The sequence below is a fragment of the Oerskovia enterophila genome, assembly GCF_044748475.1.
Taxonomy (GTDB): Bacteria; Actinomycetota; Actinomycetes; order Actinomycetales; family Cellulomonadaceae; genus Oerskovia; species Oerskovia enterophila.
Window position 1 is genome coordinate 174,899 of record NZ_JBIVFZ010000005.1, and the last position, 21,979, is coordinate 196,877.

At 73.4% G+C, this 21,979-nt stretch carries 21 protein-coding genes; 12 read left to right on the forward strand and 9 right to left on the reverse strand.

Features of this window, described 5'->3' with window-relative positions; all coding sequences use genetic code 11:
• Positions 1-26 precede the first annotated feature (26 nt).
• Entirely contained in the window at positions 27-188 is a 162-nt protein-coding gene (locus ACIPWA_RS16945; RefSeq protein ID WP_400291796.1) for a helix-turn-helix domain-containing protein, read from the forward strand.
• Positions 189-355: 167 nt separating this feature from the next.
• On the opposite strand, the gene ACIPWA_RS16950 is transcribed toward ACIPWA_RS16945, so the two are convergent.
• On the reverse strand, positions 356-1,165 hold the full coding sequence (locus tag ACIPWA_RS16950) for an SCO4651 family lipoprotein (RefSeq protein WP_400291741.1): 810 nt from the start codon (positions 1,163-1,165) through the stop codon (positions 356-358).
• A gap of 267 nt (positions 1,166-1,432) precedes the next feature.
• Between ACIPWA_RS16950 and ACIPWA_RS16955 the strand changes: the two genes are divergently transcribed.
• Both ACIPWA_RS16955 and ACIPWA_RS16960 read left to right on the forward strand, forming a co-directional pair.
• The gene (locus ACIPWA_RS16955) at positions 1,433-2,254 is read left to right on the forward strand and encodes a mechanosensitive ion channel family protein (protein WP_400291742.1); all 822 of its coding nucleotides are present in this window, start codon (positions 1,433-1,435) and stop codon (positions 2,252-2,254) included.
• A gap of 73 nt (positions 2,255-2,327) precedes the next feature.
• Positions 2,328-3,278 (forward strand): quinone oxidoreductase family protein, encoded by a 951-nt coding sequence (locus ACIPWA_RS16960; RefSeq protein WP_400291743.1) that lies wholly within the window; start codon positions 2,328-2,330, stop codon positions 3,276-3,278.
• A 120-nt stretch (positions 3,279-3,398) separates the two neighbouring features.
• On the opposite strand, the gene ACIPWA_RS16965 is transcribed toward ACIPWA_RS16960, so the two are convergent.
• Positions 3,399-4,289: a pentapeptide repeat-containing protein gene (locus ACIPWA_RS16965; protein ID WP_400291744.1), complete on the reverse strand. Its 891-nt coding sequence runs from the start codon at positions 4,287-4,289 to the stop codon at positions 3,399-3,401.
• 223 nt (positions 4,290-4,512) lie between these two features.
• On the opposite strand from ACIPWA_RS16965, the gene ACIPWA_RS16970 reads away from it, so the two are divergent.
• From ACIPWA_RS16970 to ACIPWA_RS16980, 3 genes are all read left to right on the forward strand, one after another.
• A complete protein-coding gene (locus tag ACIPWA_RS16970; RefSeq protein ID WP_400291745.1) occupies positions 4,513-5,406 on the forward strand; it encodes an Lsr2 family DNA-binding protein in 894 nt (297 codons plus the stop codon).
• 210 nt (positions 5,407-5,616) lie between these two features.
• Positions 5,617-6,843, forward strand: a complete 1,227-nt coding sequence (locus tag ACIPWA_RS16975; RefSeq protein ID WP_400291747.1) for a sensor histidine kinase — start codon at positions 5,617-5,619, stop codon at positions 6,841-6,843.
• Positions 6,834-7,517, forward strand: a complete 684-nt coding sequence (locus ACIPWA_RS16980; protein WP_400291748.1) for a response regulator — start codon at positions 6,834-6,836, stop codon at positions 7,515-7,517. Before ACIPWA_RS16975 ends, ACIPWA_RS16980 begins: the two co-directional genes overlap by 10 nt.
• A 30-nt stretch (positions 7,518-7,547) precedes the next feature.
• Here ACIPWA_RS16980 and ACIPWA_RS16985 read toward each other — a convergent pair whose 3' ends face one another.
• The 4 genes from ACIPWA_RS16985 to ACIPWA_RS17000 form a co-directional block, all read right to left on the reverse strand.
• Positions 7,548-9,155, reverse strand: a complete 1,608-nt coding sequence (locus ACIPWA_RS16985; RefSeq protein WP_400291749.1) for a PP2C family protein-serine/threonine phosphatase — start codon at positions 9,153-9,155, stop codon at positions 7,548-7,550.
• 99 nt (positions 9,156-9,254) lie between these two features.
• Positions 9,255-10,061 (reverse strand): M15 family metallopeptidase, encoded by an 807-nt coding sequence (locus ACIPWA_RS16990; RefSeq protein ID WP_400291750.1) that lies wholly within the window; start codon positions 10,059-10,061, stop codon positions 9,255-9,257.
• Between the two features lie 72 nt (positions 10,062-10,133).
• Entirely contained in the window at positions 10,134-10,787 is a 654-nt protein-coding gene (locus tag ACIPWA_RS16995; protein WP_056654226.1) for a response regulator transcription factor, read from the reverse strand.
• Positions 10,784-12,442 carry a sensor histidine kinase gene (locus ACIPWA_RS17000; RefSeq protein WP_400291752.1) on the reverse strand — a complete coding sequence of 553 codons (1,659 nt, stop codon included), beginning with the start codon at positions 12,440-12,442 and terminating at the stop codon, positions 10,784-10,786. Before ACIPWA_RS17000 ends, ACIPWA_RS16995 begins: the two co-directional genes overlap by 4 nt.
• A 143-nt stretch (positions 12,443-12,585) precedes the next feature.
• Here ACIPWA_RS17000 and ACIPWA_RS17005 point away from each other — a divergent pair, with 143 nt between their 5' ends.
• A complete protein-coding gene (locus ACIPWA_RS17005; RefSeq protein ID WP_400291753.1) occupies positions 12,586-13,629 on the forward strand; it encodes a CPBP family intramembrane glutamic endopeptidase in 1,044 nt (347 codons plus the stop codon).
• Positions 13,630-13,749: 120 nt separating this feature from the next.
• The gene (locus tag ACIPWA_RS17010) at positions 13,750-14,967 is read left to right on the forward strand and encodes an LLM class flavin-dependent oxidoreductase (RefSeq protein WP_400291755.1); all 1,218 of its coding nucleotides are present in this window, start codon (positions 13,750-13,752) and stop codon (positions 14,965-14,967) included.
• A 43-nt stretch (positions 14,968-15,010) separates the two neighbouring features.
• Here ACIPWA_RS17010 and ACIPWA_RS17015 read toward each other — a convergent pair whose 3' ends face one another.
• Both ACIPWA_RS17015 and ACIPWA_RS17020 read right to left on the reverse strand, forming a co-directional pair.
• Positions 15,011-16,015: an NADP-dependent oxidoreductase gene (locus ACIPWA_RS17015; protein ID WP_056654238.1), complete on the reverse strand. Its 1,005-nt coding sequence runs from the start codon at positions 16,013-16,015 to the stop codon at positions 15,011-15,013.
• 131 nt (positions 16,016-16,146) lie between these two features.
• Positions 16,147-16,533, reverse strand: a complete 387-nt coding sequence (locus tag ACIPWA_RS17020) for a DUF1304 domain-containing protein (RefSeq protein WP_056654240.1) — start codon at positions 16,531-16,533, stop codon at positions 16,147-16,149.
• A gap of 145 nt (positions 16,534-16,678) precedes the next feature.
• Here ACIPWA_RS17020 and ACIPWA_RS17025 point away from each other — a divergent pair, with 145 nt between their 5' ends.
• On the forward strand, positions 16,679-17,296 hold the full coding sequence (locus tag ACIPWA_RS17025; protein WP_400291756.1) for a TetR/AcrR family transcriptional regulator: 618 nt from the start codon (positions 16,679-16,681) through the stop codon (positions 17,294-17,296).
• Positions 17,297-17,358: 62 nt separating this feature from the next.
• On the forward strand, positions 17,359-19,224 hold the full coding sequence (locus ACIPWA_RS17030) for a cation:proton antiporter (RefSeq protein WP_400291757.1): 1,866 nt from the start codon (positions 17,359-17,361) through the stop codon (positions 19,222-19,224).
• A gap of 130 nt (positions 19,225-19,354) precedes the next feature.
• Here the strand turns inward: ACIPWA_RS17030 and ACIPWA_RS17035 are convergent, their stop codons facing one another.
• Positions 19,355-19,777 carry a hypothetical protein gene (locus ACIPWA_RS17035; protein WP_400291758.1) on the reverse strand — a complete coding sequence of 141 codons (423 nt, stop codon included), beginning with the start codon at positions 19,775-19,777 and terminating at the stop codon, positions 19,355-19,357.
• Positions 19,778-19,920: 143 nt separating this feature from the next.
• Between ACIPWA_RS17035 and ACIPWA_RS17040 the strand changes: the two genes are divergently transcribed.
• Together ACIPWA_RS17040 and ACIPWA_RS17045 are read left to right on the forward strand one after the other, a co-directional pair.
• Positions 19,921-20,574 (forward strand): GntR family transcriptional regulator, encoded by a 654-nt coding sequence (locus tag ACIPWA_RS17040; protein WP_056765224.1) that lies wholly within the window; start codon positions 19,921-19,923, stop codon positions 20,572-20,574.
• 64 nt (positions 20,575-20,638) lie between these two features.
• Complete coding sequence (locus ACIPWA_RS17045) at positions 20,639-21,835, forward strand: MFS transporter (protein ID WP_400291759.1); 1,197 nt, start codon at positions 20,639-20,641, stop codon at positions 21,833-21,835.
• The last annotated feature ends 144 nt before the right edge of the window (positions 21,836-21,979 follow it).

Below are 21,979 nucleotides of genomic sequence, written 5' to 3' on the forward strand. Positions count from 1 at the left end.
CGACCGTGACCACGTGCCCGGTGGTCATGGACTACCGGGTCTTCGAAGCCACTGCCGCATGCGCGGGAGGACTCACCCCCGCCCAACAACGCCACGTCCTGGCCCTCCACACCGCCGGTGAACACACCAGCGGCGACGTCGCTGAACTCGTCGGCGTCTCACGCGCCACCATCCAACGGGTTCGTTGACTCCTGACAAGTAGGGGCCGTGGGGCTCTGGCAGTCAAAGACCGGAGCCCCACGGGCTTGCACAAGCGACTACAGCGGCCAAATCCACGCTACGTGCGCACAACGGAGACGAGCGCGATCGGGTGCGCGCAACAGCCGAGTCCCAGGGCCTCAGGAGATCGTTCGGATCAGAAGAGCGGCTCGGTCGAGATCTCGTCGGCCGACGGGGCGACGACCTGGAGGTCCTCGCCCCAGTTGGAGAACGTCATCTCCATGCTCGTGCCCATGACGTCCATGACGACCTTGCGCATGAGGTCGTCGGCGTCGATCCAGTACTGGTAGGTCAGGGTCTCGGGGAGGGCCGTGCCCGCGGCGTCGGCCTGCTCCTTGATCGAACCCGTGAGCTTGGTCGTGTCGACCACGACCGTGTACTGCTGGGCCTTGACGCCGTCGAGGTCGACCGGCTCGCCCTCCTTCTCGACGCTCGTGATCGCGCCCTCGAGCGCCTCGACGCTCGCGGCGGGGTCCATCTGCTCGGTCAGACCCTCGAACGACGAGGCCATGGGGTTGGACTCGTCCGCGGGGTCGATCGCGACGAACTTGTTCTGGCTGAGCTCGCCCATGTTCATGTAGAAGATGCCGTCGACGAACCGGACCTGCATCTCGCCCGAGCCCGGGACCGTCATGGTCATGGCGAGGTTCTGCGACCCGTCCTTGAAGACGATGTCACCCGCCATGTCCATGCTCGTGCCCTGGACCTCGGTCGTGGTCGCCATCGAGACGCTGCCCGCGGCGAGCTGCGCGTCGGTGATGCGCTGGACGAAGTTCTCGGCCGTGAGGTCCGACGAGGCCTCCTTGGCGGGAGCCTTGTCCGACCCGGACGAGGCCGAGGCGGAGGACGACGAGGCGGGCGCGTCCGTGCCGGACGAGCAGGCGGCGAGGCCGAGGACCCCGACGGAGGCGACGGACAGGACGGCGATACCGCGGACGAGACGCACGAAGAAGGCTCCCTCAAGGGTGGTGGGGTGGTGTGGCGTGGGGCCACCTCTCCACTCTCCGTGGTGGGCGGACGTTGCGCAATGGGGAGTTGTCCCCCGGAGGGATGATCTTTGCCCCCGACGCGGTCCGCCCCGCGGAGCGGGTCCCCGGGTCCCGGTCCGGATGCCGAGCCCCTCCCACGGTGCGAGCATCGACGTGGCGCGTGCCGCCGTCGGGCCTGCGGGGGCTGGGCGGGTACCGCGCCCCGACGCCCCGGGAGGAGCCGCGTGATCGACACCGTGACGAGCTGGTTCTCCGGCAGCGACATCACCGGGTGGGACGTCCTGTTCGCGGTCCTCGCGGTGCTCGGCGCCTGGATCCTGTCGCGCCTGTCCCGCAAGGCGATCCTTGCGATCGGCGCCCGCACCAAGGGGCTCTCGCCGCAGCTCCTCGCGGTCGCGACCCGCGTGGTGCACTACTTCCTGCTCCTCGTGGGGATCGGGCTGGCGCTGGCGTTCCTGGGCTTCCGTACCGAGCCGATCCTCGGCGCGGTGATCGTCGTCGTGATCGTCGCCGTCCTCGCGCTGCGGGGGATCGCGGACAACTTCGGGGCCGCGATCATCCTCCAGACCCGCATGCCCGTGCGCCTGGGCGACGAGATCGAGTCGATGGACTGGACGGGCGTCGTCAAGGAGCTCAACGGCCGGTCGGTCGTCATCCGCACGGTCGACGGGCGCGAGGTCCACCTGCCCAACGCCGCGGTGCTCGCGGCCCCGCTCGTCAACCACTCGGTGCTGGGCGCACGCCGCGCCACGGTCGAGGTGCGGCTCGGCGACGCGCTGCCCGACGAGGTCGCGACCAGCGTCCTGCACGCGGTCGGTGCGGCGCACGGCGTCCACAAGCGGCCGGCCCCGGAGTTCCTGACGGTCTCGGTCGAGCCTGCCCGGACGACCGTCCACGTCCGCTACTGGCACGCGCCCACGACCGAGCCGCACGTGACGTCGGCGGTCGTCGCGGCCATCGGCGAGGCGCTGCGCGACCGCCCCGGCGAGTGGGCCGTCACGGGTCAGGTGCCCGCACCGCCGCTCGTCCCGCCCGCGCCCGTCTGACGGGCGTCGTGCTCGCACCCCGCCGACCGGGCGGGCGTCGGACCCGTCCAGCAACCGAGAGTGAGGACCCACCGTGCACGCCGCCCTCGTCACCTCGTTCGACCGGCCCCCGCAGTACACGGAAGTGCCGGACCCCGAGCCCGGACCGGACGAGGTCCTGGTCCACGTCCTGGCCGCCGGGCTGCACCCCCGCGTCCGGTCGGGGGCAGCCGGCACGCACTACACGAGCGACGGCGCGCTGCCGCTCGTCCCCGGGTTCGACGGCGTGGGCCGCACCGAGGACGGCCGTCGGGTGTTCTTCGCGGGGCTCCACGCGCCGCGCGGCAGCATGGCCGAGCTCGTCGCCGTCCCCGCGGGGCGCCTCGTCGAGCTGCCCCCCGGGCTCGACGACGTGACGATCGCCGCGGCCATGAACCCTGCGATGTCGGCGTGGCTCGCGCTGCGGCACCGCGCGGACCTGCAGCCGGGCGAGAGCGTCCTGGTCCTGGGCGCGACGGGCAACGCGGGCCGCCTGGCCGTGCAGCTCGCACGGCACCTGGGGGCCCGGCGCATCGTGGGCGCGGGGCGTGACGCGACCTCGCTCGAGGTCGTGCGTCGCCTGGGGGCCGACGCGATCGTGCCGCTCACGGCCGACGACGTCGCCGAACGTCTCGCCCGCGAGGCCGCCGACGTCGACGTGGTCGTCGACTACGTCTGGGGAGCCCCGACCGAGCAGGCGCTCGCGGCCGTGACGGGTGCTCGGAGCGATCCCGCCCACCTCCTGCGCTGGGTGCACGTCGGCGCGACCGCAGGGCCCACGATCACGCTGCCGGCGGCGACCCTGCGCAAGACCAACGTGCAGGTCAGCGGGAGCGGGCAGGGCTCGGTGTCGCCCGAGGGCATGGTCGCTGCGATCACCGAGCTCGCGACGCTGCTGCCGCAGGTACGGCCCGCGGTCGACGTCGTCGCAGTCCCTCTGCACGAGGTCGCGGCCGCCTGGGAGGCGAGGACCGCGTCGGGCACGCGGGTCGTCCTGGTCCCGTGACGCCCGTCGCTCGTCCCTCGACGAGCCGGCGACGTACGCCAGGTCCGACGGGAGCGGCGCCCCGGGGGGACTCGCCGCGGACGCCGCTGCGCCGTCGGGCCGCCCTCCTGCCCGACGACGTCACGCGCGCCGGGAGCGCGACCTCGCCACGGGCGGTGCGCCCCAGTGCGCCGGGCGGGTCAGGCCCGCGGGGAGCCGCGTGGTCGCGTCGCCCCGCGCGGCGTCGACCTGGACCTGGGTGAGGAAGAGCGCGTCGGTGAGGTCGGCGCCCGAGAGGTCCGCCCCGCGCAGGTCCGCACCGACGAGGTCGGCGCTGCGCAGGTCCGCGCCCCGCAGGTCCGCCCCCACGAGCAGCGCGCCGCGGAGGCTCGCGCCCCGCAGGTCCGCGCCCTCCAACCGCCGCCCGACCAGGTCCGCACCCCGGCGGTCCGCGCGCCTGCCCCGCGGCTGGTGCACCGAGCGGGCACGGGCCGCCTCGCTCGCGCGCACCAGGAGGGGGTTCACGCCGTCGCGCAGCGCCCCGAGATCCAGGGCGAGCAGCTCGTCCGGTGAGCCGGTGGAGAGGAGGTCGATCCGCTCGACGGCTTGGGTGAGCTCCGCCGCGAGCGACTCGTCGTGGCCCAGCGTCAGCGCCTGGGCCTCGGTGAGGTACCAGAGCAGCTCGTGGACGTGGCGCAGCACGGGCAGCAGCGCGAACATCGACGACCGCACCTCCGGGTGCTCGCGCCAGTCCTGGCCCGCGAAGGTCGAGCGCGAGATCTTCTGGCCCGCGCCGAAGCAGTCGTAGACCGTGCAGCCGACGAACCCGCGCTCACGCAGCTCGGGGTGGATCCCGCAGCTGTGGTCGGGACGCAGGTTCCGGCACGGGTCGCCGGCGTCCTTGTCGATCGGGAAGTCGGCCGAGCGCGTGAACGCCAGCGCCACGCAGCACAGCCCGAAGCAGCTCTCGCAGTCCGCGTGCAGGCCGAGACGCTCGCGGTCGGCGGCGGGGTGCGCGGTGGTCGGGGGCATGGGGCTCCTGGCGGGTTGCGGGGGTCGTGGTCGATCGGCGGTGCGGGGCGTGCTCGTTCCCAGTACATCGCGCCCCGGGTGCCCGGGTCGAGCGAGCTGTCGAGACGCCGGGCCCGGAGGGCAGCCGGAAGGACATGGGCGCCCGCGGGGCCTTCGTCCGAGATGTGAAAGAGTTGACGCGCGCACATCGGTCGGTGTGGGCATCGTTCGCGGAGAGGTCGTCATGGGTCTGCTGAGCTGGTTCAAGGGTCGTCGGAAGAAGGCGGAGGACGCACCGGTGGTGAGCGTCGCGTCGCTGTTCGACGACGCTCAGAAGACCCCCGTCGCACCGGCCGTCGAGGCGGCGCCCGTCGAGATGCCCGCCGCAGCACCGGCTCCCGCCCCCTCTGCTGCCGTCGAGCCCGCGGCGACGCCCGTCGCCATCGCGGTCCTCGAGCGCGAGGAGGTGCTCGAGTCGGAGGTCGCTGTCGAGGTCGTCGAGGTCGCGACGGTCAAGCAGGTCGAGCCGGTGAAGCCGGTCGAGCCGGCTGCCGAGGTCGCGGCGGCTGCGTCCGAGCCTGCTGAGACGGTCCTCGAGTCCGCGCCCGTCGTGCCGGTCGCCAAGCCGGTCGCCGAGCCGGTCGCCGCGGCGAAGCCCGCCGTGGCCGACGCACCCGTCGAGCCCCAGACCGCTGAGGTCACCGAGATCACTGAGGTCACCAAGTCCGACACGGACGTCGCGGCTACCGAGGTCAAGGTCGAGGTCGAGGCGGTTGCTGCCGCAGAGCCCGAGACCGCGCCCGAGCCGGCCGAGCCGGTTGCCGCGGAAGCGGCCGAGCAAGCAGGAGAGCCCGTCCTCGAGACGGCGCCCGCCGTCGAGCCTGCCGAGCAGGTCGTCGAGCCCGCCGTCGAGGCTGAGGTCGCCGTCGAGCCCGCGCCTGTCGTCGAGGCTGAGGCCGCCGTCGAGCTCGCGCCCGTCGCCCCCGCGGCACCCAAGAGCACCGCCTACCTGCTGCCGGGCGAGACGACCGCAGCGATCCGCGCGTGGGCCCTCGCGAACGGCCACACCGTGAGCCCCAAGGGCCGCCTGCCCAAGGCGGTCCTCACCGCGTACCGTGCGGCGAACGGCGAGAGCTGACGATCGCGCGCTGAGTGCGGAGTTCTTGCGCGAAACGCCCGGCGTGTCGCGCAAGAACTCCGCACTCACGGGCCAGGCCGCCAGCCGTCAGCCCCGCCGCCCGCCGGGGGGTGCACCGCCAGGGCCGCCCCCCCACTGATCCTTTGGTCTGACGCAGGGTCGTCCCGACTGCCGATGTGCCCCGGCGGGCCGCGCGCATAGTCTCGCGGCATGCCGACCGACACGTACGTCCCCCGCTCCGCCTGGGGCATCCTCTGGCGCCTGGCCGTTGCGCTGGGGGCAGGGTTCCTGACCTTCGGGCTCGTGCTCTCGGACATCCCGGTCGAGCCGACCGCCCGCCAGGGGTTCTTCGTGCTGCTCGACCTCTTCCTGGGGGTCGTCGCGATCGTCCTGATGCCGTTCAGCCGGCACGCGCCCCTGACGATCGCCCTGATCCTCGCGGCACTCTCGGGGTTCTCGGGCTTCGCGCTCGGTGCGGTCTGCATCGTGCTGGTCTCGCTCGCGACGCGCCGCCGCTGGCAGGAGATCGCTGCGGTCGGGATCGTGTGGTTGGCGTCGACGCTCGCGTTCGAGGCCCTGCACCCGACGCTCGACCTCCCGTGGTGGGGCGCGGTCCTCGTGGTGCTCTCGGTGCTCGTCTACGGTCTCCTCGTGGCGATCGGCGTCTCGATCGGCAACCGTCGCGACCTCCTGGTCTCGCTGCGCGAGCGTGCCGAGACGGCCGAGCGTGAGCAGGCCGCGCGGCTCGACCAGGCACGGACGACCGAGCGCACGCGCATCGCCCGCGAGATGCACGACGTCCTGGCGCACCGCATCTCGCTCGTCGCGATGCACTCCGGGGCGCTCGCGTACCGCACGGACCTCACGCGGGAGGAGACGTCGGCGGCCGCGGCCGTGATCCAGGACAACGCGCACCTCGCGATGACCGAGCTGCGCGAGGTCCTGGGTGTCCTGCGCGAGACCGACGTCCCGGCGGGCGTGCCCGAGCGCCCTCAGCCGACGCTCGACGCCCTGCCCGACCTGCTGGACGAGGTCCGCGGTCTCGGTGGTGGCGACGCCGACGTCGGCTGCGAGATCGCCCCCGCGACGGCCGAGCGGCTCCCGGACCTGCCGGAGCAGACGAGCCGGAGCGCGTACCGGATCCTCCAGGAGTCGCTCACGAACGCGCGCAAGCACGCGCCCGCAGCGCCCGTGCGCGTCGAGATCTCGGGGGAGCCGGGGGAGGGGCTCGTGCTGCGGGTCACCAACCCGCTCGTCACTGTCTGCACTGTCCGCGTGCCCGACGACGGCGCCGCCTCGCGCACGTCGGGTGCGCCGCCGTCGGGCCTGGGGCTGACCGGGCTCGCGGAGCGCGCCCGCCTCACGGGCGGCGAGCTCCGTGCGGCGCCCGACGGGGCCGGGTCCTTCGTCGTGAGAGCGTGGCTCCCGTGGACGTGACCCCCGAGACCCCCGATCTGGTACCGCTGCGGGTCGTCCTGGTCGACGACGAGACCCTGGTGCGTGCCGGGCTGCGCCTCATCCTGGGCGGCGACCGGTCGATCGAGATCGTGGGTGAGGCCGCCGACGGCGTCGCGGCGGTCGCGGAGATCGCGCGCGCCCGGCCCGACGTCGTCCTCATGGACATCCGGATGCCGCGCCGCGACGGCCTCGCGGCCCTGGAGATCGCGCGCGCTGCGGACCCGGGGCTCAAGGTCATCGTGCTCACGACGTTCGACGCCGACGACATGGTGCTGTCCGCGCTCCGGCTGGGCGCGGCCGGGTTCCTGCTCAAGGACACCCCGCCTGCCGAGCTGGTCGCGGCGGTCCGCCTCGTCGCCGAGGGGCGCTCGATGCTGTCGCCGTCGGTCACGCAGCAGCTCATCGCCGCGGTCGCGCGGGCGCCGGCCGACGACCGCGCGGCGTTCGCGCGCGAGCGCCTGTCGCGCCTGACCGAGCGCGAGCGGGAGGTCGCGGTCGCGATCGGGTCGGGGCTGTCCAACGCGGACATCGCCGCGGCGCTGTTCCTGAGCGTCGCGACCGTCAAGACCCACGTGGGGCGGGTGCTCGACAAGCTCGGGGCCGAGAACCGCGTGCAGGTCGCGATCTGCGTGCACGACGCCGGCCTGGCCTGAGACGCGCGTGCGGCTCGCGCAGCTGCGGCGTCAGGGGACCTCGTAGAGGAGCAGCGCGACGTCGTCGCGCGCGCCGCCGGAGAGGAGCTCGGCGAGCAGCGCGTCCGGGAGGTCGGCCGCGGGGCGCTCCTCGCGGATCGCGAGCGCGACGTCCGCGAGCCGCCGCAGGCCCTCCGAGAGGTGCTCGCCGCGACGCTCGACCAGCCCGTCGGTGTAGAGGACCACGGCGTCACCGCTGTCGAGCGCCGCGGTGGCCTCCTGGCGAGGGAGCGAGGTGAGCGCGAGCGGCGTTCCCCGACCGTCGTTGAGCCAGCACGTCTCGGCCTTGTTGACGACGAGCGGTGGCAGGTGACCTGCGGCCGAGTAGGTGATGGTCCGGGCGTTCTCGTCGACGATCGCGCACAGGACGGTCGCGAGCTCGGCCCCGGGCAGCGTCCGGGCGAAGCGGTCGAGGCCCTCGAGCGTCGCGGCCGGACCGAGGTTCTCGAGGAGCAGGGCGCGGCTCGCGCTGCGGAGCTGACCCATGACGGCGGCGGCACGCAGGCCCTTGCCCACGCAGTCGCCGACGACCAGGCCGAACCGCCCGTCCGACAGGTCGACGACGTCGTACCAGTCGCCACCGATGAGGAGACTGTCGTCGGCCGGTCGGTAGCGGGTGTGCCAGCCGGGGGCCGTCGGGTCGTCGGGGAGCATCGCGTCCTGGAGCGCGTTCGCGACCGTTCGCAGCTCGTCGACCTGGCGGATCTGGGCGAGCGTGCTGCTCAGCGCCGTGCCGACCGCGGACGCCACGAGCTGGAGGAACGAGCGCTGGGCGTCGTCGTCGGGCCGGCGCGGGTTGCCCTCGAGGACGATGACGCCCGCTGCGACGCGGTCACGCGTCGCAGCGAGGGGTGCGACGAGCGCGTTGCCGACGTGGTCCAGGCGGCGCCGGTCGGCGACCTCGCGCAGGACGTGCGGTGGGACCGACTCGTCGTGACGCTCGTGCGTCGAGGCGAAGGGCACGAGCCCGGCCGAGGTGTCGAGGTACAGGTCCGCCCGGGTCACGTCCTGGCTGCGTCCGAGCACGGCCACCGTCGCAGCCGCGAGCTCGTCCACGTCGCCCTGCAGCCGCTGGAGCGCAGCGGTCAGGGTGCCCAGGGTCTGGAGGCGCCGGGCGTCGACCACGTGGTCGGTGGTCTCGGTCGCGACGTCCATGACGCCGCAGATCGTGCCCTCCTCGTCGCGCAGGGGGCTGTAGGAGAACGTGAAGGCCGTCTCCTCATCGAACCCCGAGCGGTTCATGATCAGGGGCTGGTCCTTGGACCACGTAGGGACGCCCGTGGCGAGGACCGAGTCGAACAGCGGCTCGATCTCCGGCCAGATCTCGGCCCACACGGCGCTCGCCGGGGCGCCCATCGCTGCCGGGTGCTTGTCCTCGCCGAGCATGGGACGGTAGCCGTCGTTGTAGATCATCAGGAGCTCGGGGCCCCAGGCGATGAAGATGGGGAAGCGCGTGCTGAAGCACAGCCGCACGGCGGCGCGCAGGGTCTTGGGCCAGGTGTCGGGCGCGCCGATCGAGGTGGCGGACCAGTCGATCGACCGGGCCAGCTCACCGCTCTCGGTGCCCTGGGTGGCCAGGTCGAACCAGTCGGAACTCACGGCTCATCGTAGGAGCCATCTGCCGATGTGCGTGCATCGTCGGTCGGTCGGCCGTCTGCATCGCCTGGGCGCAGGGACGATCGAGTGCCCGTGAGGACGTCAGGTCCCGGTCGTCGAGAAGTGCTGATGGTCGACCGGCCCCGTCCAGTACCCGCCCCACAGCCACCCGGCGGCCAGGAACGCGCGGACCGTGGCGTCGTCGGGCGCGATCACGCCTGCGACCGCAGGGCGCGACGCGAACTCGGCTCCGGCGGGCGGCTCGACCGCGTCGCCCGAGACCCACGGGTTCTCGACCGGGTTGAGGTCCAGGGCGCGGCCGTACGCGTGCTCGGACCACCGGTCCGTGCCCGCGACCGGGCGGCAGTTGAACGCCGAGGTGTTGTCGGCGGCCATCGAGGCGTCGTCGTCGCCCCCGAAGTCGTCGACGAGCCGCATCGACCGGATCGGGTAGCCCGCGTCGAACAGGTCGTGGAACACCTCGACGACACCGTCCGCGACGTCGGCGTGCACGACGAGCTCGCCCGTCGCGACTCCGCCCTCGAAGGTCCGGTGGGACACGGTCAGGTAGCGCAGGTCGGCGAGCGCGACGGGGCAGCCCTCGCGCCACGACGTGGGCGTCATGCGCTCTGCGAGCTCGGGAGTGACCGGCACGACGGCGGCGCTGAACTCGGTCACGCCGGGTTCCGGTGACGCGGTGGTCGGCTCGGGAAGGGCCTGCGGCGCCGGGGGCGAGCGCTTCGAGGGGGTGGGTGCCGGTGCAGTGTCGCCCGCCGAGGGCGCGCTCGGCGCGACCGAGATGCTGGTCGGTGGCGGGTTGCCCGCGACGCACCCGCTCAGCGCGCCCAGGAGCAGCCCGCCGCCCATGAGGACGGCGACCCGCGACCTGCCAGAGGACGTGCGGCGCACCCGGCCAGTATCGACGTGGGCGGCCGCCCGCACCAGGGGTCGGGCCCGGACCGGCGCGGCGCGGCGTCGAGGTCAGGCTCGCTCCGACAGCCCGACCAGCCCCGACTCGTACGCCGCGATCACGAGCTGCACCCGGTCGCGGCACGCGAGCTTGCGCAGCACCTCGGAGACGTGCGACTTCACGGTCTGCTCGGTGATGAACAGCTCGGCACCGATCTCCGCGTTCGACAGCCCGCGGGCGACCGTGAGCAGCACCTCGCGCTCGCGGCCCGTGAGGTTCTCGATCCCGGGGGCGGCCCGGGTCGTGCGCTGCGCGAAGTCGCCGACCAGGCGGCGCGTGATCGTCGGGCCCAGGAGCATCGAGCCGTCCGCGACGAGACGCACACCCTCGACCAGCCGGGGAGCCGGGGTGTCCTTGAGCAGGAAGCCCGAGGCCCCGGCCTGGAGCGCGTCGAACACGTACTCGTCGAGGTCGAACGTCGTGAGGATGAGGACGCTCGTGCCGGGGTGGCGCGCGCAGATCTCGGCCGTCGCGGCGATCCCGTCCATGACGGGCATGCGCACGTCCACGACAGCGACGTCGGGCCGGTGGGCGGCGACGACGTCGAGCAGCTCGGCCCCGTTCCCCGCCGACCCGACGACGTCGATGTCGTCGGCGGCGTCGAGGATCGCGGCGAAGCCGTAGCGGACCACGGGCTGGTCGTCGGCGACGACGACGCGGGTCACGCGCCGGTCCCGTCGGGTGCGTCGGTTCCGTGGGGCATGTCGGGCGCGGGCACGTCGCTCGACGTGGCGAGCGTCGTAGGCGTGGTCGTTGTGAGCTCCGGGGCGCCGACGTGCTCCGGTGCGTGGACCGGCAGCGAGACCTCGACGACGAACGAGCCGTCCTCCTCGCCCGCGGTGAGCGAGCCACCGATCGACTCGACGCGCTCGCGCATCCCGAGCAGCCCGCGGCCGGGGGCGGCGGGCGACGTGCGGGGGACCAGGGGGTTGGAGATGCGGGCGGTCAGCGTGGCCGAGGCGCTGTGGGTGCCGGAGGTGCTGTCGGCGCCGGAGGTGCTGGTGGGCGCGGCGGTAGCGGGGGTGCCGGTGGTGTCGGGTGTGCTGGCAGGCTCGGGGGGAGCGGTGTCGGCTGCGGCGTCGGACGCACCGGTGGGTTGGTGGGAGCCCGCCAGCGGGGACTTGTTGTCAGAAGTGGCCCGGGGTATCGCCCGGCTCAGTTCTGACAACTGGTCCGTGCCCGACGGCGCCGCTCCCGTCCCGAGCGCCAGCGTCAGCGTCACCGGCTGCCCCGGGGCGTGGCGACGCGCGTTCGTGAGCGACTCCTGGACCGCGCGGTAGAGCACGAGCCCCTGGGCCGACGGCAGCACCGGCAGGTCACCGACGACCTTCACCTGCTGCCCGGCCGAGCGGGCCGCGTCCACGAGCGCCACGATGTCACCGGACCCAGGTTGCGGGGCCCGGTCGGCACCCTCGGCGCGTTGCAGCACCGCGAGCACCTGGCGCAGCTCCCCCAGCGCGTGCCGGGCGTCGTCGGCGATCTCCGCGAGCACGACCCGGGACTCGGCGTCCATCGCGGGGTGCACGTACGGTGCCGACTCCGCGCGGACGGCGACGAGCGAGATGTGGTGCGCGACGACGTCGTGCAGGTCGTGCGCGATCCGGGCCCGCTCGAGCGCGACGGTCTCGACCTCGTGCGCCTGCTCGGACGCGCGGTCGGCGGCGACCGTGCGGAGCCTGGCACGACGGCCAGCGCCGATCGCAGCGCTCGTGACCAGCACGGCGACCGAGTAGACGATGTAGAGGACGAACGTCAACCCGCTGGACCCGTCTCCAGGGGTCACCGGGCCGACGGGGAGCAGCGCGTAGATGCCCGTGAGGCAGTACCCCGCGGCGATTCCCACGGCGAGGACGAACGGTACGACCGCCCGTCGCCACCCGTCGTACGCGCAGACGACGGCGATCGCGAGCAGCGCGAGCCACCAGGACCAGACGAAGGTCGCGACGAGTGGCGCCAGGAGGAAGGGCCAGGCAGCGAGAGAACAGGCCAGACCGAGCGAACGCCGCGAGAGGAGGACCCCGATGGTCGCGCTCAGGCTGCCCAGCTCCATGACCGGCTTGATCAGCGGCATGGTGGCGAGGGTGTCGCCCCACAGGCCAGGCGGGGCTCCCACGAGATACATGAAGGGAGTGATCATCGCGAACAGCCCCACGAGCAGCGCGAGGACGCCCGGGAAGACCCAGGGACGCCAGCCCCCGCGCACTGTCCCGGCACCGGCGGGACCGGCGGCTCCGGCCACCCGGAAGCGTCCGGGTGTGCCGTCGGGACCGGAGGACGACGGCGGGGCGGTGGACCCGGGGGCCCGGGCGGCGATGACCATGCGGACGATTCTTGCGGGTCCCGGAGCTCCGCGGCACCGGCCCGCGACGGACCGCGTCTCCCTCCTGCGGGGGAGGAGCGCGCGGCGCACCTGAGGCGGCCGGAACCTGGCGTGGCGCACCGGTCCGACGGCAGGATGGACCGATGGCCCCCGACGACGCGGATCCCACCACGCCCAGCACGAGGACCCCTCGACCGGCCGAGGCCGCGCCCCCGGTGGCCGCACGCGCCACGCCTCCTGCGCCGGGCCGACGAGAACCGCCCACGCCCGCCCGTCGGGACTCGCCCGTCTCCACCGAACCGCCGCTCCCGCACGCGCTCGCCCGCGCGGTGCTCGGCGCCGCCGTCATGGGGGTCGGGCTCGGTGCCTCGGTCGCGCTCGGCATCGCGGCGGCAGAGCTCTGGGGACTCGACGGGTTCCTCGCCCGACTCGTCCCCGCGCTGCTCGTGACGTCGCTGGTCGTCCCGACGATCCTGTTCCTCCGGCGCCAGGTCGACGGCCGTCCGCTGCGCGGCATCGGGTTGGTCGGCCCGCTCGCCGCGGTCCGGACGGCGGTGCTGGGGTTCGGCGTCGTCCTGGCTGCGGCCCTGGTCGTCCTGGGCGGAGCGACCGCAGCGGGGTGGGTGACCTGGCGTGCGATCGCGGCCGGAGACCTGCTGCTCTTCCTCGTGACCAACGCGCTCATCGCGATGCTCTACGAGGCCGTGCCGGAGGAGATCTCGCTCCGCGGCTACGTGCTCACGACGCTCCGGTCCCGGTATCCGCGCTGGGTCGCGATCGTGGTCACGACGGCCCTGTTCCTGGCGGCGGCCTCGACGTCGGTCGTCGTGGGCGCAGGGCTCACGCGCCTGCTTGGCGTCGAGCCGTTCCCGTGGGGCGTCGTCCCTCCGGGGGAGGACCCGGTCTCGTACGCCCTGCTGCTCGTGGTGTTCGGGCTCATGCTCGCCTACGCGCGCGACGCGAGCCGGACCGCGAGCGTGTGGACGTGCGTCGGCGCCCACCTGGCCTTCCTCACGGTCAACCGGGTCGTGCTGTCGGCGCGCGGGACGGGGGTCGAGGTCGACCTGGCGAGCCCTGACGTCCTGCTGCTCGTGCCGCTCTACGTCGGCCTCGCGATCGTGGCCTTCGCATTCCTGGGTGAGCGCACACCCCGTCCCAGCCCGCGAGAGCTTCCGCGAACGGCTTGACCGGCCCCTCGTCGCGGCCTACGGTCCGCCGACGCGCGCGACCCGCGACCTCCTCGACCGAACGGCCCGCCGGGCCCACGAGGACCGGCCACAGGAGGGTTCGCGCCGGACGGAGGAGACATGACCGCGGCGATCCACTGGTTCCTGCCGACGTCGGGGGACGGGCGCACCGTCGTCGGGTCCTCGCACGCCGCGACGACCCCCGGCACGGCCCAGGCCTTCCGGGCCCCGACGCTCGACTACCTCACCGACGTCGCGCGCACGGCCGACCGCCTGGGCTACGAGGCCGTCCTGACCCCGACCGGGACCTGGTGCGAGGACGCATGGCTGACGACCGCGGCGCTGCTGCGCGAGACGCAGCGGCTGCACTTCCTCGTCGCGTTCCGCCCGGGCCTGGTGTCGCCGACGCTCGCCGCGCAGATGGCCGCGACGCTCCAGCGGTTCTCGGGCGGGCGCGTGCGCCTCAACGTCGTGACGGGCGGGGACGAGAGCGAGCAGCGCAGGTTCGGCGACTGGCTCGAGCACGACGAGCGCTACGCGCGCACGGCCGAGTTCCTGGCCGTCGTGCGTGGGCTGTTCTCGGGCGAGCCGCTCGACCTCGACGGGCAGCACTACCGGATCCGCGACGGTCGCGTCCCGGTGCCGCCGGACCCTGCGCCGCCCATCTACTTCGGCGGCTCCTCGGAGGCCGCGCTGCCCGTCGCGGCCGAGCATGCCGACGTCTACCTCACGTGGGGCGAGCCGCCCGCCCAGGCCAAGGCCAAGATCGACCGGGTGCGCGAGCTCGCTGCCGAGCGGGGCCGGACCCTGCGGTTCGGCATCCGGCTGCACACCATCAGCCGCGACTCGTCGGCCGAGGCGTGGGGAGTCACCGAGAAGTTCCTCGACGCGTGGTCGCCCGAGCAGGTCGCGGCCGCGCAGGCCCAGTTCCGCTCGTCGTCCTCGACGGGCCAGCGGCGCATGGCCGCGCTCCACGGCGACCGCTTCGACGGCCGCTCGCGGTCGCTCGAGGTGCACCCGGGCCTGTGGGCGGGGGTGGGGCTCGTGCGCGGCGGGGCCGGGACGTCCCTCGTGGGCAGCCACGAGGAGGTCGCCGACCTCGTGCAGGAGTACCACGAGGCGGGCTTCGACGAGTTCGTGCTCTCGGGCTACCCGCACCTCGAGGAGGCGCACTGGTTCGCCGAGGGCGTGCGCCCGATCCTCGACCAGCGCGGGGTGACGCGACCTGTCGGGGCGCGTGGCGCCGTCGGGCAGGGGGACCAGGGGAGCGACGGTCCGGCGGGTGCCCGGCCCGCACGCGACGAGGCCGCGCTCAGGACGCACTCGGTGGCGTTCTAGGCGCGGCCCCGGGCCGGGCCGGCACGAGGCCGGCCGGAGAACCTCAGACGCGCACGACCATCTTGCCCGTGTTCGCGCCCCGCATGAGATCGAGGAACGCGTCGACCGAGCTCTCGATCCCGTCGACCACGGTCTCGTCGAACACGACCTCGCCCGCCTGGAGCCAGGCGCCCATGTCGCGCGAGAACGCGGGGAAGTGCTCGAGGTGGTTGCCGATCGTGAAGCCCTTGAGCATGAGGCTGCGCGTCACCATGTTGCCCATGTTCCGCGGGCCCACCGCGGGCTCGGTCTCGTTGTACTGCGAGATCGCGCCGCACAGGGCCGCGCGGCCGAAGTCGTTGAACGCGCCCAGCGCGGCCTCGAGGTGCTCGCCGCCGACGTTGTCGAAGTACAGGTCGATGCCGTCGGGCGCGGCCACGGCGAGCTGGTCGGCGACCGGCCCGTCCTTGTAGCTGAACGCCGCGTCGTAGCCGTAGCGCTCGGTCAGGAGCGCGACCTTCTCGGGGGTCCCGGCCGATCCGACGACGCGCCCCGCGCCCTTGAGGCGCGCGATCTGGCCCGCGGCGGTGCCCACGGCTCCAGCCGCACCGGAGACGAACACGGTGTCGCCCTCGCGCAGGCCCGCGATCTCGAGCAGCCCGACGTAGGCCGTGAGCCCCGTCATGCCGAGGATGCCCAGGTAGGCGGACAGCGGGACGCCCGGGATCTCGGGGACGACGCGGAACGCGGCGGCGTCGGCCTGGGACACGTCGCGCCATCCGAGCTGGTGCAGCACGACGTCGCCGACCGCGAAGCCCTCGGCCGTCGAGGCCTCGACGCGCCCGACGGCGCCGCCCGTCATGGTCTCGCCCAGCGCGTAGGGCGGGGTGTACGACTTCACGTCGTTCATGCGCCCGCGCATGTACGGGTCGACGGACACGAACTCGTTCCGGACGCGTACCTGGCCGGGGGCGAGCTCGGGGAGCTCGACCTGGACGGTGCGGAAGTCGTCGTGCGTGGGCCAGCCGGTGGGGCGGGCGACGAGCTGGATCTGCGTGGAGGAGGTCATGAGGGTCTCTCGGTCCTTCGGTCGTTGTTCTGTACGGCATGCCCGACGGCGCCGCTCCGGCCGGGTGGGCCGGTGCGGCGTGCGGTGGTCCGGGCAGGTGGGGTGGTCGGTGGGTGCGGGACTGCCCGCGGTCAGGACACCAGGGCGATCACGAGGAGCACGACCGCGATCGCGGGCGGGACGAGCTGGACGAGCGCGGCGCGCGCCTTGGCGGGCGACGAGACGATCAGCACGAGCCCCGCGAGGACCATCGAGCCCGTCGCGCTCAGCACGAGGGCCGCGCCCACGCCCGTGCTCCCGGTCGCGATCACGACGATCCCGATCGCCGTGATGACCGCGAGGAACAGGTTGTAGAAGCCCTGGTTGAACGCGAGCTCGCGGGTGGCCTGCGCCTCCTGCTCGGTGGTCCCGAACGTGGCCCGGGTCCGGGGGGACGTCCAGGACACGGACTCGAGCACGAAGATGTAGACGTGGATCACTGCGGCGAGCCCGGCGAAGACCAGTGCGGTCGCGGTCATGGGAGGTGTCCTTGGGGGTGAGGGGCGGGCTCTCGTGCCTGCCGCTGCCGGCGGAAAGGTATTGTGAACTGCTCGGTCTATTAATCGACGGTACAGTTGTGTACCGGTCGGTGCAATATGAGGCGCGGAAAGTGAGGTGGTTCACGTGGGCAGGTCGCAGTCGTTCGACACCACCACGGTGGTCCAGGCGGCCCGGGACGTGTTCTGGGACCAGGGCCTGGAGGGAGCATCTCTCCCCGACCTCGAGCGCGCCACCGGGCTGAACCGGTCGAGCCTCTACCACGCGTTCGGCTCCAAGCGCGGGCTCTTCGACGCGGCCGTCGAGGACTACCTCGACACCGTGATCCGCCCCCGCCTGCGCATCCTCGTCGCCGCGGCCCGGGCGAGCACCACCCCGCGCGAGGCGGGCGCCGCCGTGGTGACGTACTTCGACGGCCTGGCCTCCGCCGTCGGGCAGCTTCCCGCGGACTCCCCGCGACGCGGCTGCCTCCTGGTCGACTGCGCGACCGGACCCGCCGGGCACGACGAGACGCTGCGCGCTGTGGTCGACGCCTACCGGGCCGAGCTGAGCGACGCCCTCTCCGGCGCGCTGCGCGCCGCGACCCCGGCGCTCGCGGACCCGGTCGTCGAGCAGCGCGCACGCATGCTGCTCTCGCTGCTGCTGGGCGCCCTCGCGCTCGCCCGCGTCAACCAGGACGAGGCGACCGCGATGCTGCGCACCGCGCGCGACCAGGCCGCCGAGTGGGTCTCGCGCGACGCGTAGCGCCCGCTCCGGCCGATGCTTCGTCTGATAGGAAGTAGTTCCCCGAGCGAGACGAGATGCCCATGGAGTTCGCCCCCTACCTGATCGCCGGCGTCCTGGCGGTGGTCGGCGTGACCGCCCTCGCGCCGCGCCTGGGGGTCGCCGCCCCGCTGATCCTCGTGCTGCTGGGCGTCGCGGTGTCGTTCCTGCCCGCGGTCTCGGCCGTCGAGGTCGACCCCGAGTGGATCCTGGCCGGCGTGCTGCCCCCGCTGCTGTACTCGGCGTCGGTCAGCATGCCCGCGATGGACTTCCGACGAGATCTCAAGGCGATCAGCGGGCTGTCCGTGGTCCTCGTGGTCATCAGCGCCGTGGTCCTGGGCTTCCTGTTCCACCTGCTCATCCCGGGGATCGGGCTCGCGACGGGCATCGCGCTCGGCGCGATCATCAGCCCCACCGACGCGGTCGCGACCTCGATCGTCAAGAAGGCCGGGGTCTCGCCGCGCGTCGTGACGGTGCTCGAGGGCGAGAGCCTGCTCAACGACGCGTCGGCCCTGGTGCTGCTGCGCTCGGCCATCGCGGCCACGGCTGCGACGGTCTCGGTCGGGCAGGTCGCGGGCGACTTCGTCTACGCGGTCGCGGTCGCCGTGGCGATCGGGTTCGTCGTCGGCAAGGCCAACCTGTGGCTGCGCTCGCGCGTGCGGGAGGCGACGTCCAACACGGCCATCTCGTTCGTCGTGCCGTTCATCGCGTTCCTGCCCTCGGAGCACCTGGGTGCGTCGGGGCTGGTCGCGGTCGTGACGGCCGGCATCGTCACGGGGCTCGGCGCGCCCAAGCACCTGAGCCCCCAGGACCGGATCGCCGAGAAGGCCAACTGGCGGACCGTCGAGCTCCTGCTCGAGAGCGGGGTCTTCCTGCTCATGGGCCTCGAGGTGTTCGGGCTCGTCGAGGAGGTCCGCGAGGAGCACGGCAGCCTGTGGACGGCTGCGGGGCTCGCGCTCATGGCCGCGGTCGTGGTCATCGCGCTGCGGTCGGTGTTCGTCGCGGTGCTGCTGTGGCTCATGAAGCGCTCCAACCGGCGCAACCCCGAGGTCCGCGAGAAGCTCTCGGCGGTCACCGAGAAGCTAGAGCGCGGAGAGCTGCCGACGATCGAGGACCGTGAGCACGGCACAGGGCGGCGGAAGCGTCGAGCGCGCCGCGGCCCCGGTGGGCCGGGCGGCGCGGGAGTCCCGGGCCTGGGTGGGCCTGGCGGCCTGGCCGGGGCCCATGGCGGTCCGGGGGCCGAGCCGCTCGCGGCCGACGACCCACGGTTCCAGTCCCGCATGGCCCGCGTCCAGACGTTCCTCACGCGGCGCATCGCGGACATCGACTACCTGGCGCAGGAGCCGCTCGGGCGCCGCGAGGGCGTGCTGCTCGTGTGGGCGGGCATGCGCGGTGTGGTCACGCTGGCCGCGGCGCAGTCGCTCCCCGCCGACACCCCGCACCGGGCGCTGCTCATCCTCATCGCGTTCTTCGTCGCGGCCGGGACGCTGCTCGTCCAGGGCGGCACGCTCCCGTGGGTCGTGCGCAGGCTCGACCTGACGGTCGACACCTCGACCGAGAGCGACGAGCGGCTCGCGCTCCTGGGCGAGCTGTCGCGCGTGGCCTCCGAGGTGATCGACGCCCCCGGCCTCGTGCGCCCCGACGGGACGCCCTACGCACCCGAGACGATCGAGCGCGTGCGCCAGGAGATCGCGCACGACGACCTCGTGGACCGTGAGGCCACCGAGGCCGACGAGCAGCACCGGCAGTACCGCGAGCTGCGGCTCGCGGTGCTGGCCGCGCAGCGCGAGGAGCTGCTGCACGTGCGCGACCACGGCACCTACAGCTCGGGGGCCATGGACGAGACGCTCAAGGTGCTCGACGCGAGCCAGATCAGCGTCGAGATGCACGCGCCGGCCGCGGAGCGGTAGCGCTGCGCGGGATGCGGAGCACTACCGCCCCTGCCGAGAAGTGAGCAGATGCCCCTGGATCCGGCGATCCAGGGGCATCTGCTCACTTCTCGGCCCGGCTGGTGCCCGGCTGGTGCCCGGCTGTTCCGCGCTACGTCGTCTGGTCCCGCGCGATCCGCACGAGGTGCAGCAGCGCCTCGAGGTCGATGTCCGCGAGCGCCTTGAACCCCACGCTCGAGCTGCCGATCTTGGCGCGCCCCAGGGTGTCGGCGTACTTCTGGGCGACGTTCTGCCCGTCCTCGGTGGCGTTGATGTACACGCTGAGGTAGTTCTGCTGGACGGCGAGGCCGACCGTGAACCACTCGACGCTCCCGCCGCGGGGGCGGGCCTGGAGCAGGTCGCCGTACCCGATGATCTTCTGGTCGGTCCCGCCCCAGAAGACCCCTTCCCACAGGACCCGGGACCGGCCCGCCATCACCTCCGAGATCGCGGCGTCGAGCCGGAGGGCGTCGGCGCGGAATCGTTCGGGGACGGTCGCGAGGTACTCGTCGGGGTCGTTGCCGGTCTTCTGCACGGAAGGCTCCATCCGGTCGGGTCGGCTGGTCGGACGAGGCTATGCGCCGGGGCCAGGGGTGGGCGACGGGGCGCGCGGACCTGTGACCACACCGTTGCACGGGAACCTTAGATGCTCCCTTGCATCTAAGGTGTTATCGTCGAATGATGTCGCCCCGCAAGAAGCCCGAGGACCTGGCCCCCAGCGCGGTCGAGCGTGCGTTCGCCGCGGTGTCCGCCTCGATCATCACCGGGGAGATCGCGCCCGGGGCGCTCCTCACCGAGGGTGAGGTGGCCGACGAGCTCGGCATCAGCCGCACCCCGGTCCGCGAGGCGTTCCTCCAGCTCCAGACGTGCCGCCTGCTGACGCTGTTCCCCAAGCGCGGCGCGGTGGTCGCGTCGGTCCCGGACAAGGAGGTCGCGGACCTCCTGGCGGTCAGGATCATGCTCGAGTCGTCCGCGATCCGCGCCCTGGGTGGGCAGCCGCTGCCCGACGGCGTCGCTCGCGACCTCGACGACCTCGTCGCCCAGCAGGTGGTCGCCGAGCACGAGGGCGACCTGCTCGCGTTCTCGCAGGCGGACTTCGCGTTCCACTCCCGGGTCATCCGGGCCGGGGACAACGACGTGATCGAGGACCTCTTCACGCAGCTCGGACCGCGCCTCGAGCTCCTCACGCACCGCGCGGTCCGTCGCGACGCGACCTCGCCCACGCGCCTCCTGGCCGACCACCGCGAGCTCGCGACGCTCGCCCGCGCCGGGGACGCGGACGCCTACGAGGCCGCGCTGCGCGCGCACGTCCAGCGCGGCAACTACGGCTGACGTCCCGCCGGACCCACCACCTCCTCGCCTGCTCCACCCGTTTCGTCGTCCTCCGAGAAAGATCATGAACCGCCTTCGCGTGCTCCCCGGCTGGCTGCGTGTCGCACCGGCCCTCGTCGTCATGGCCTGGGGTGGCAACCACTTCACGCCCCTCCTGCACATGTACCAGGACCTCGGGAACTACTCCGTGGTCACGGTCGACCTGTTCCTCGGCATGTACGTGGTGGGGCTCGTGCCCGGCCTCCTCGTGGCCGGGCCGCTGTCCGACAGGTACGGGCGCAAGCCGCTCGCCGTCGTCGGGGTCCTGGGCGGGATCGGCGCCAGCGTCCTGCTGGCGCTGGGCTTCGGCAGCGAGCTCGTCATCTGCCTGGGACGCCTCCTCGCGGGCCTGAGCGTGGGGGTCGCGATGTCGGTCGGGACGAGCTGGGTCAAGGAGCTGTCGAGCGCGCCGTTCGACCTGGTCGCCGACGCGACCGCGGGGGCGCGACGTCCGTCGCTCTCGCTCACCCTGGGGTTCGGGGTCGGCGCCGGTGTCTCGGGGGCGCTGGCCCAGTGGGGGCCGTGGCCCACGATCACGCCCTACGTCGGTCACGTGGTCCTGAGCCTGCTCGCGCTCGCTCTGCTCGCGACCGCGACCGAGACCATCGGGGGCCATCGGTCGACGACGTCGCTCCTCGCCGACCTGCGGGTCCCCGTCGCGCACCACCGCCGGTTCGTGCGGGTCGTCGTGCCCGCCGCGCCGTGGATCTTCGGGGCGGCCGGGATCGCCTACGCGGTCATGCCGCAGCTCGTGACCGAGCAGACGGGCGACCTGTCGCTCGCCTACGCGACGCTCCTGACCGTCCTGACGCTGGGCACGGGCGCCGCCGTCCAGCCGTTCGTCAAGGGGATCAACGTCCGCACGGGCGGGCGCGCGATCGTCGTGGGCATGGTCCTGATGCTGGTCGGCATGGTCCTCGCCGCGGCCAACGGGGCTGTCCTGTCACCCGTGCTCGGCGGGGTCGCCGCGGTGACGCTGGGGGCCGCGTACGGGATCTGCGTGGTCGCAGGGCTGATCGAGGTCCAGGCCATCGCGACCCCGACGGACCTCGCGGGGCTCACGGGCGTCTACTACAGCCTGTCCTACGTGGGCTTCCTGCTCCCCGTGGTCCTGGCCGGCGCGACGGCGCTCGCGGGGTACACCGTGCTCCTCGCCGTGGTCGCGGTGCTGTGCGCGGGCTGTCTGGTGGCGGTCGCGCGGGGGCTGCGCCGCACGGCCTGAGGCGTCGTGCCGGGGTCGAGGTCGAGACGTTCGGACGAGGACGGTCGATCCGAAGGGGTGAGTCGACGACCCCCTGTCGGGCGAGAACGTAGAGGGGTCAGGGCGCGGCAAGCGCACACACCCACCACGTAGGAGCTCGACGAT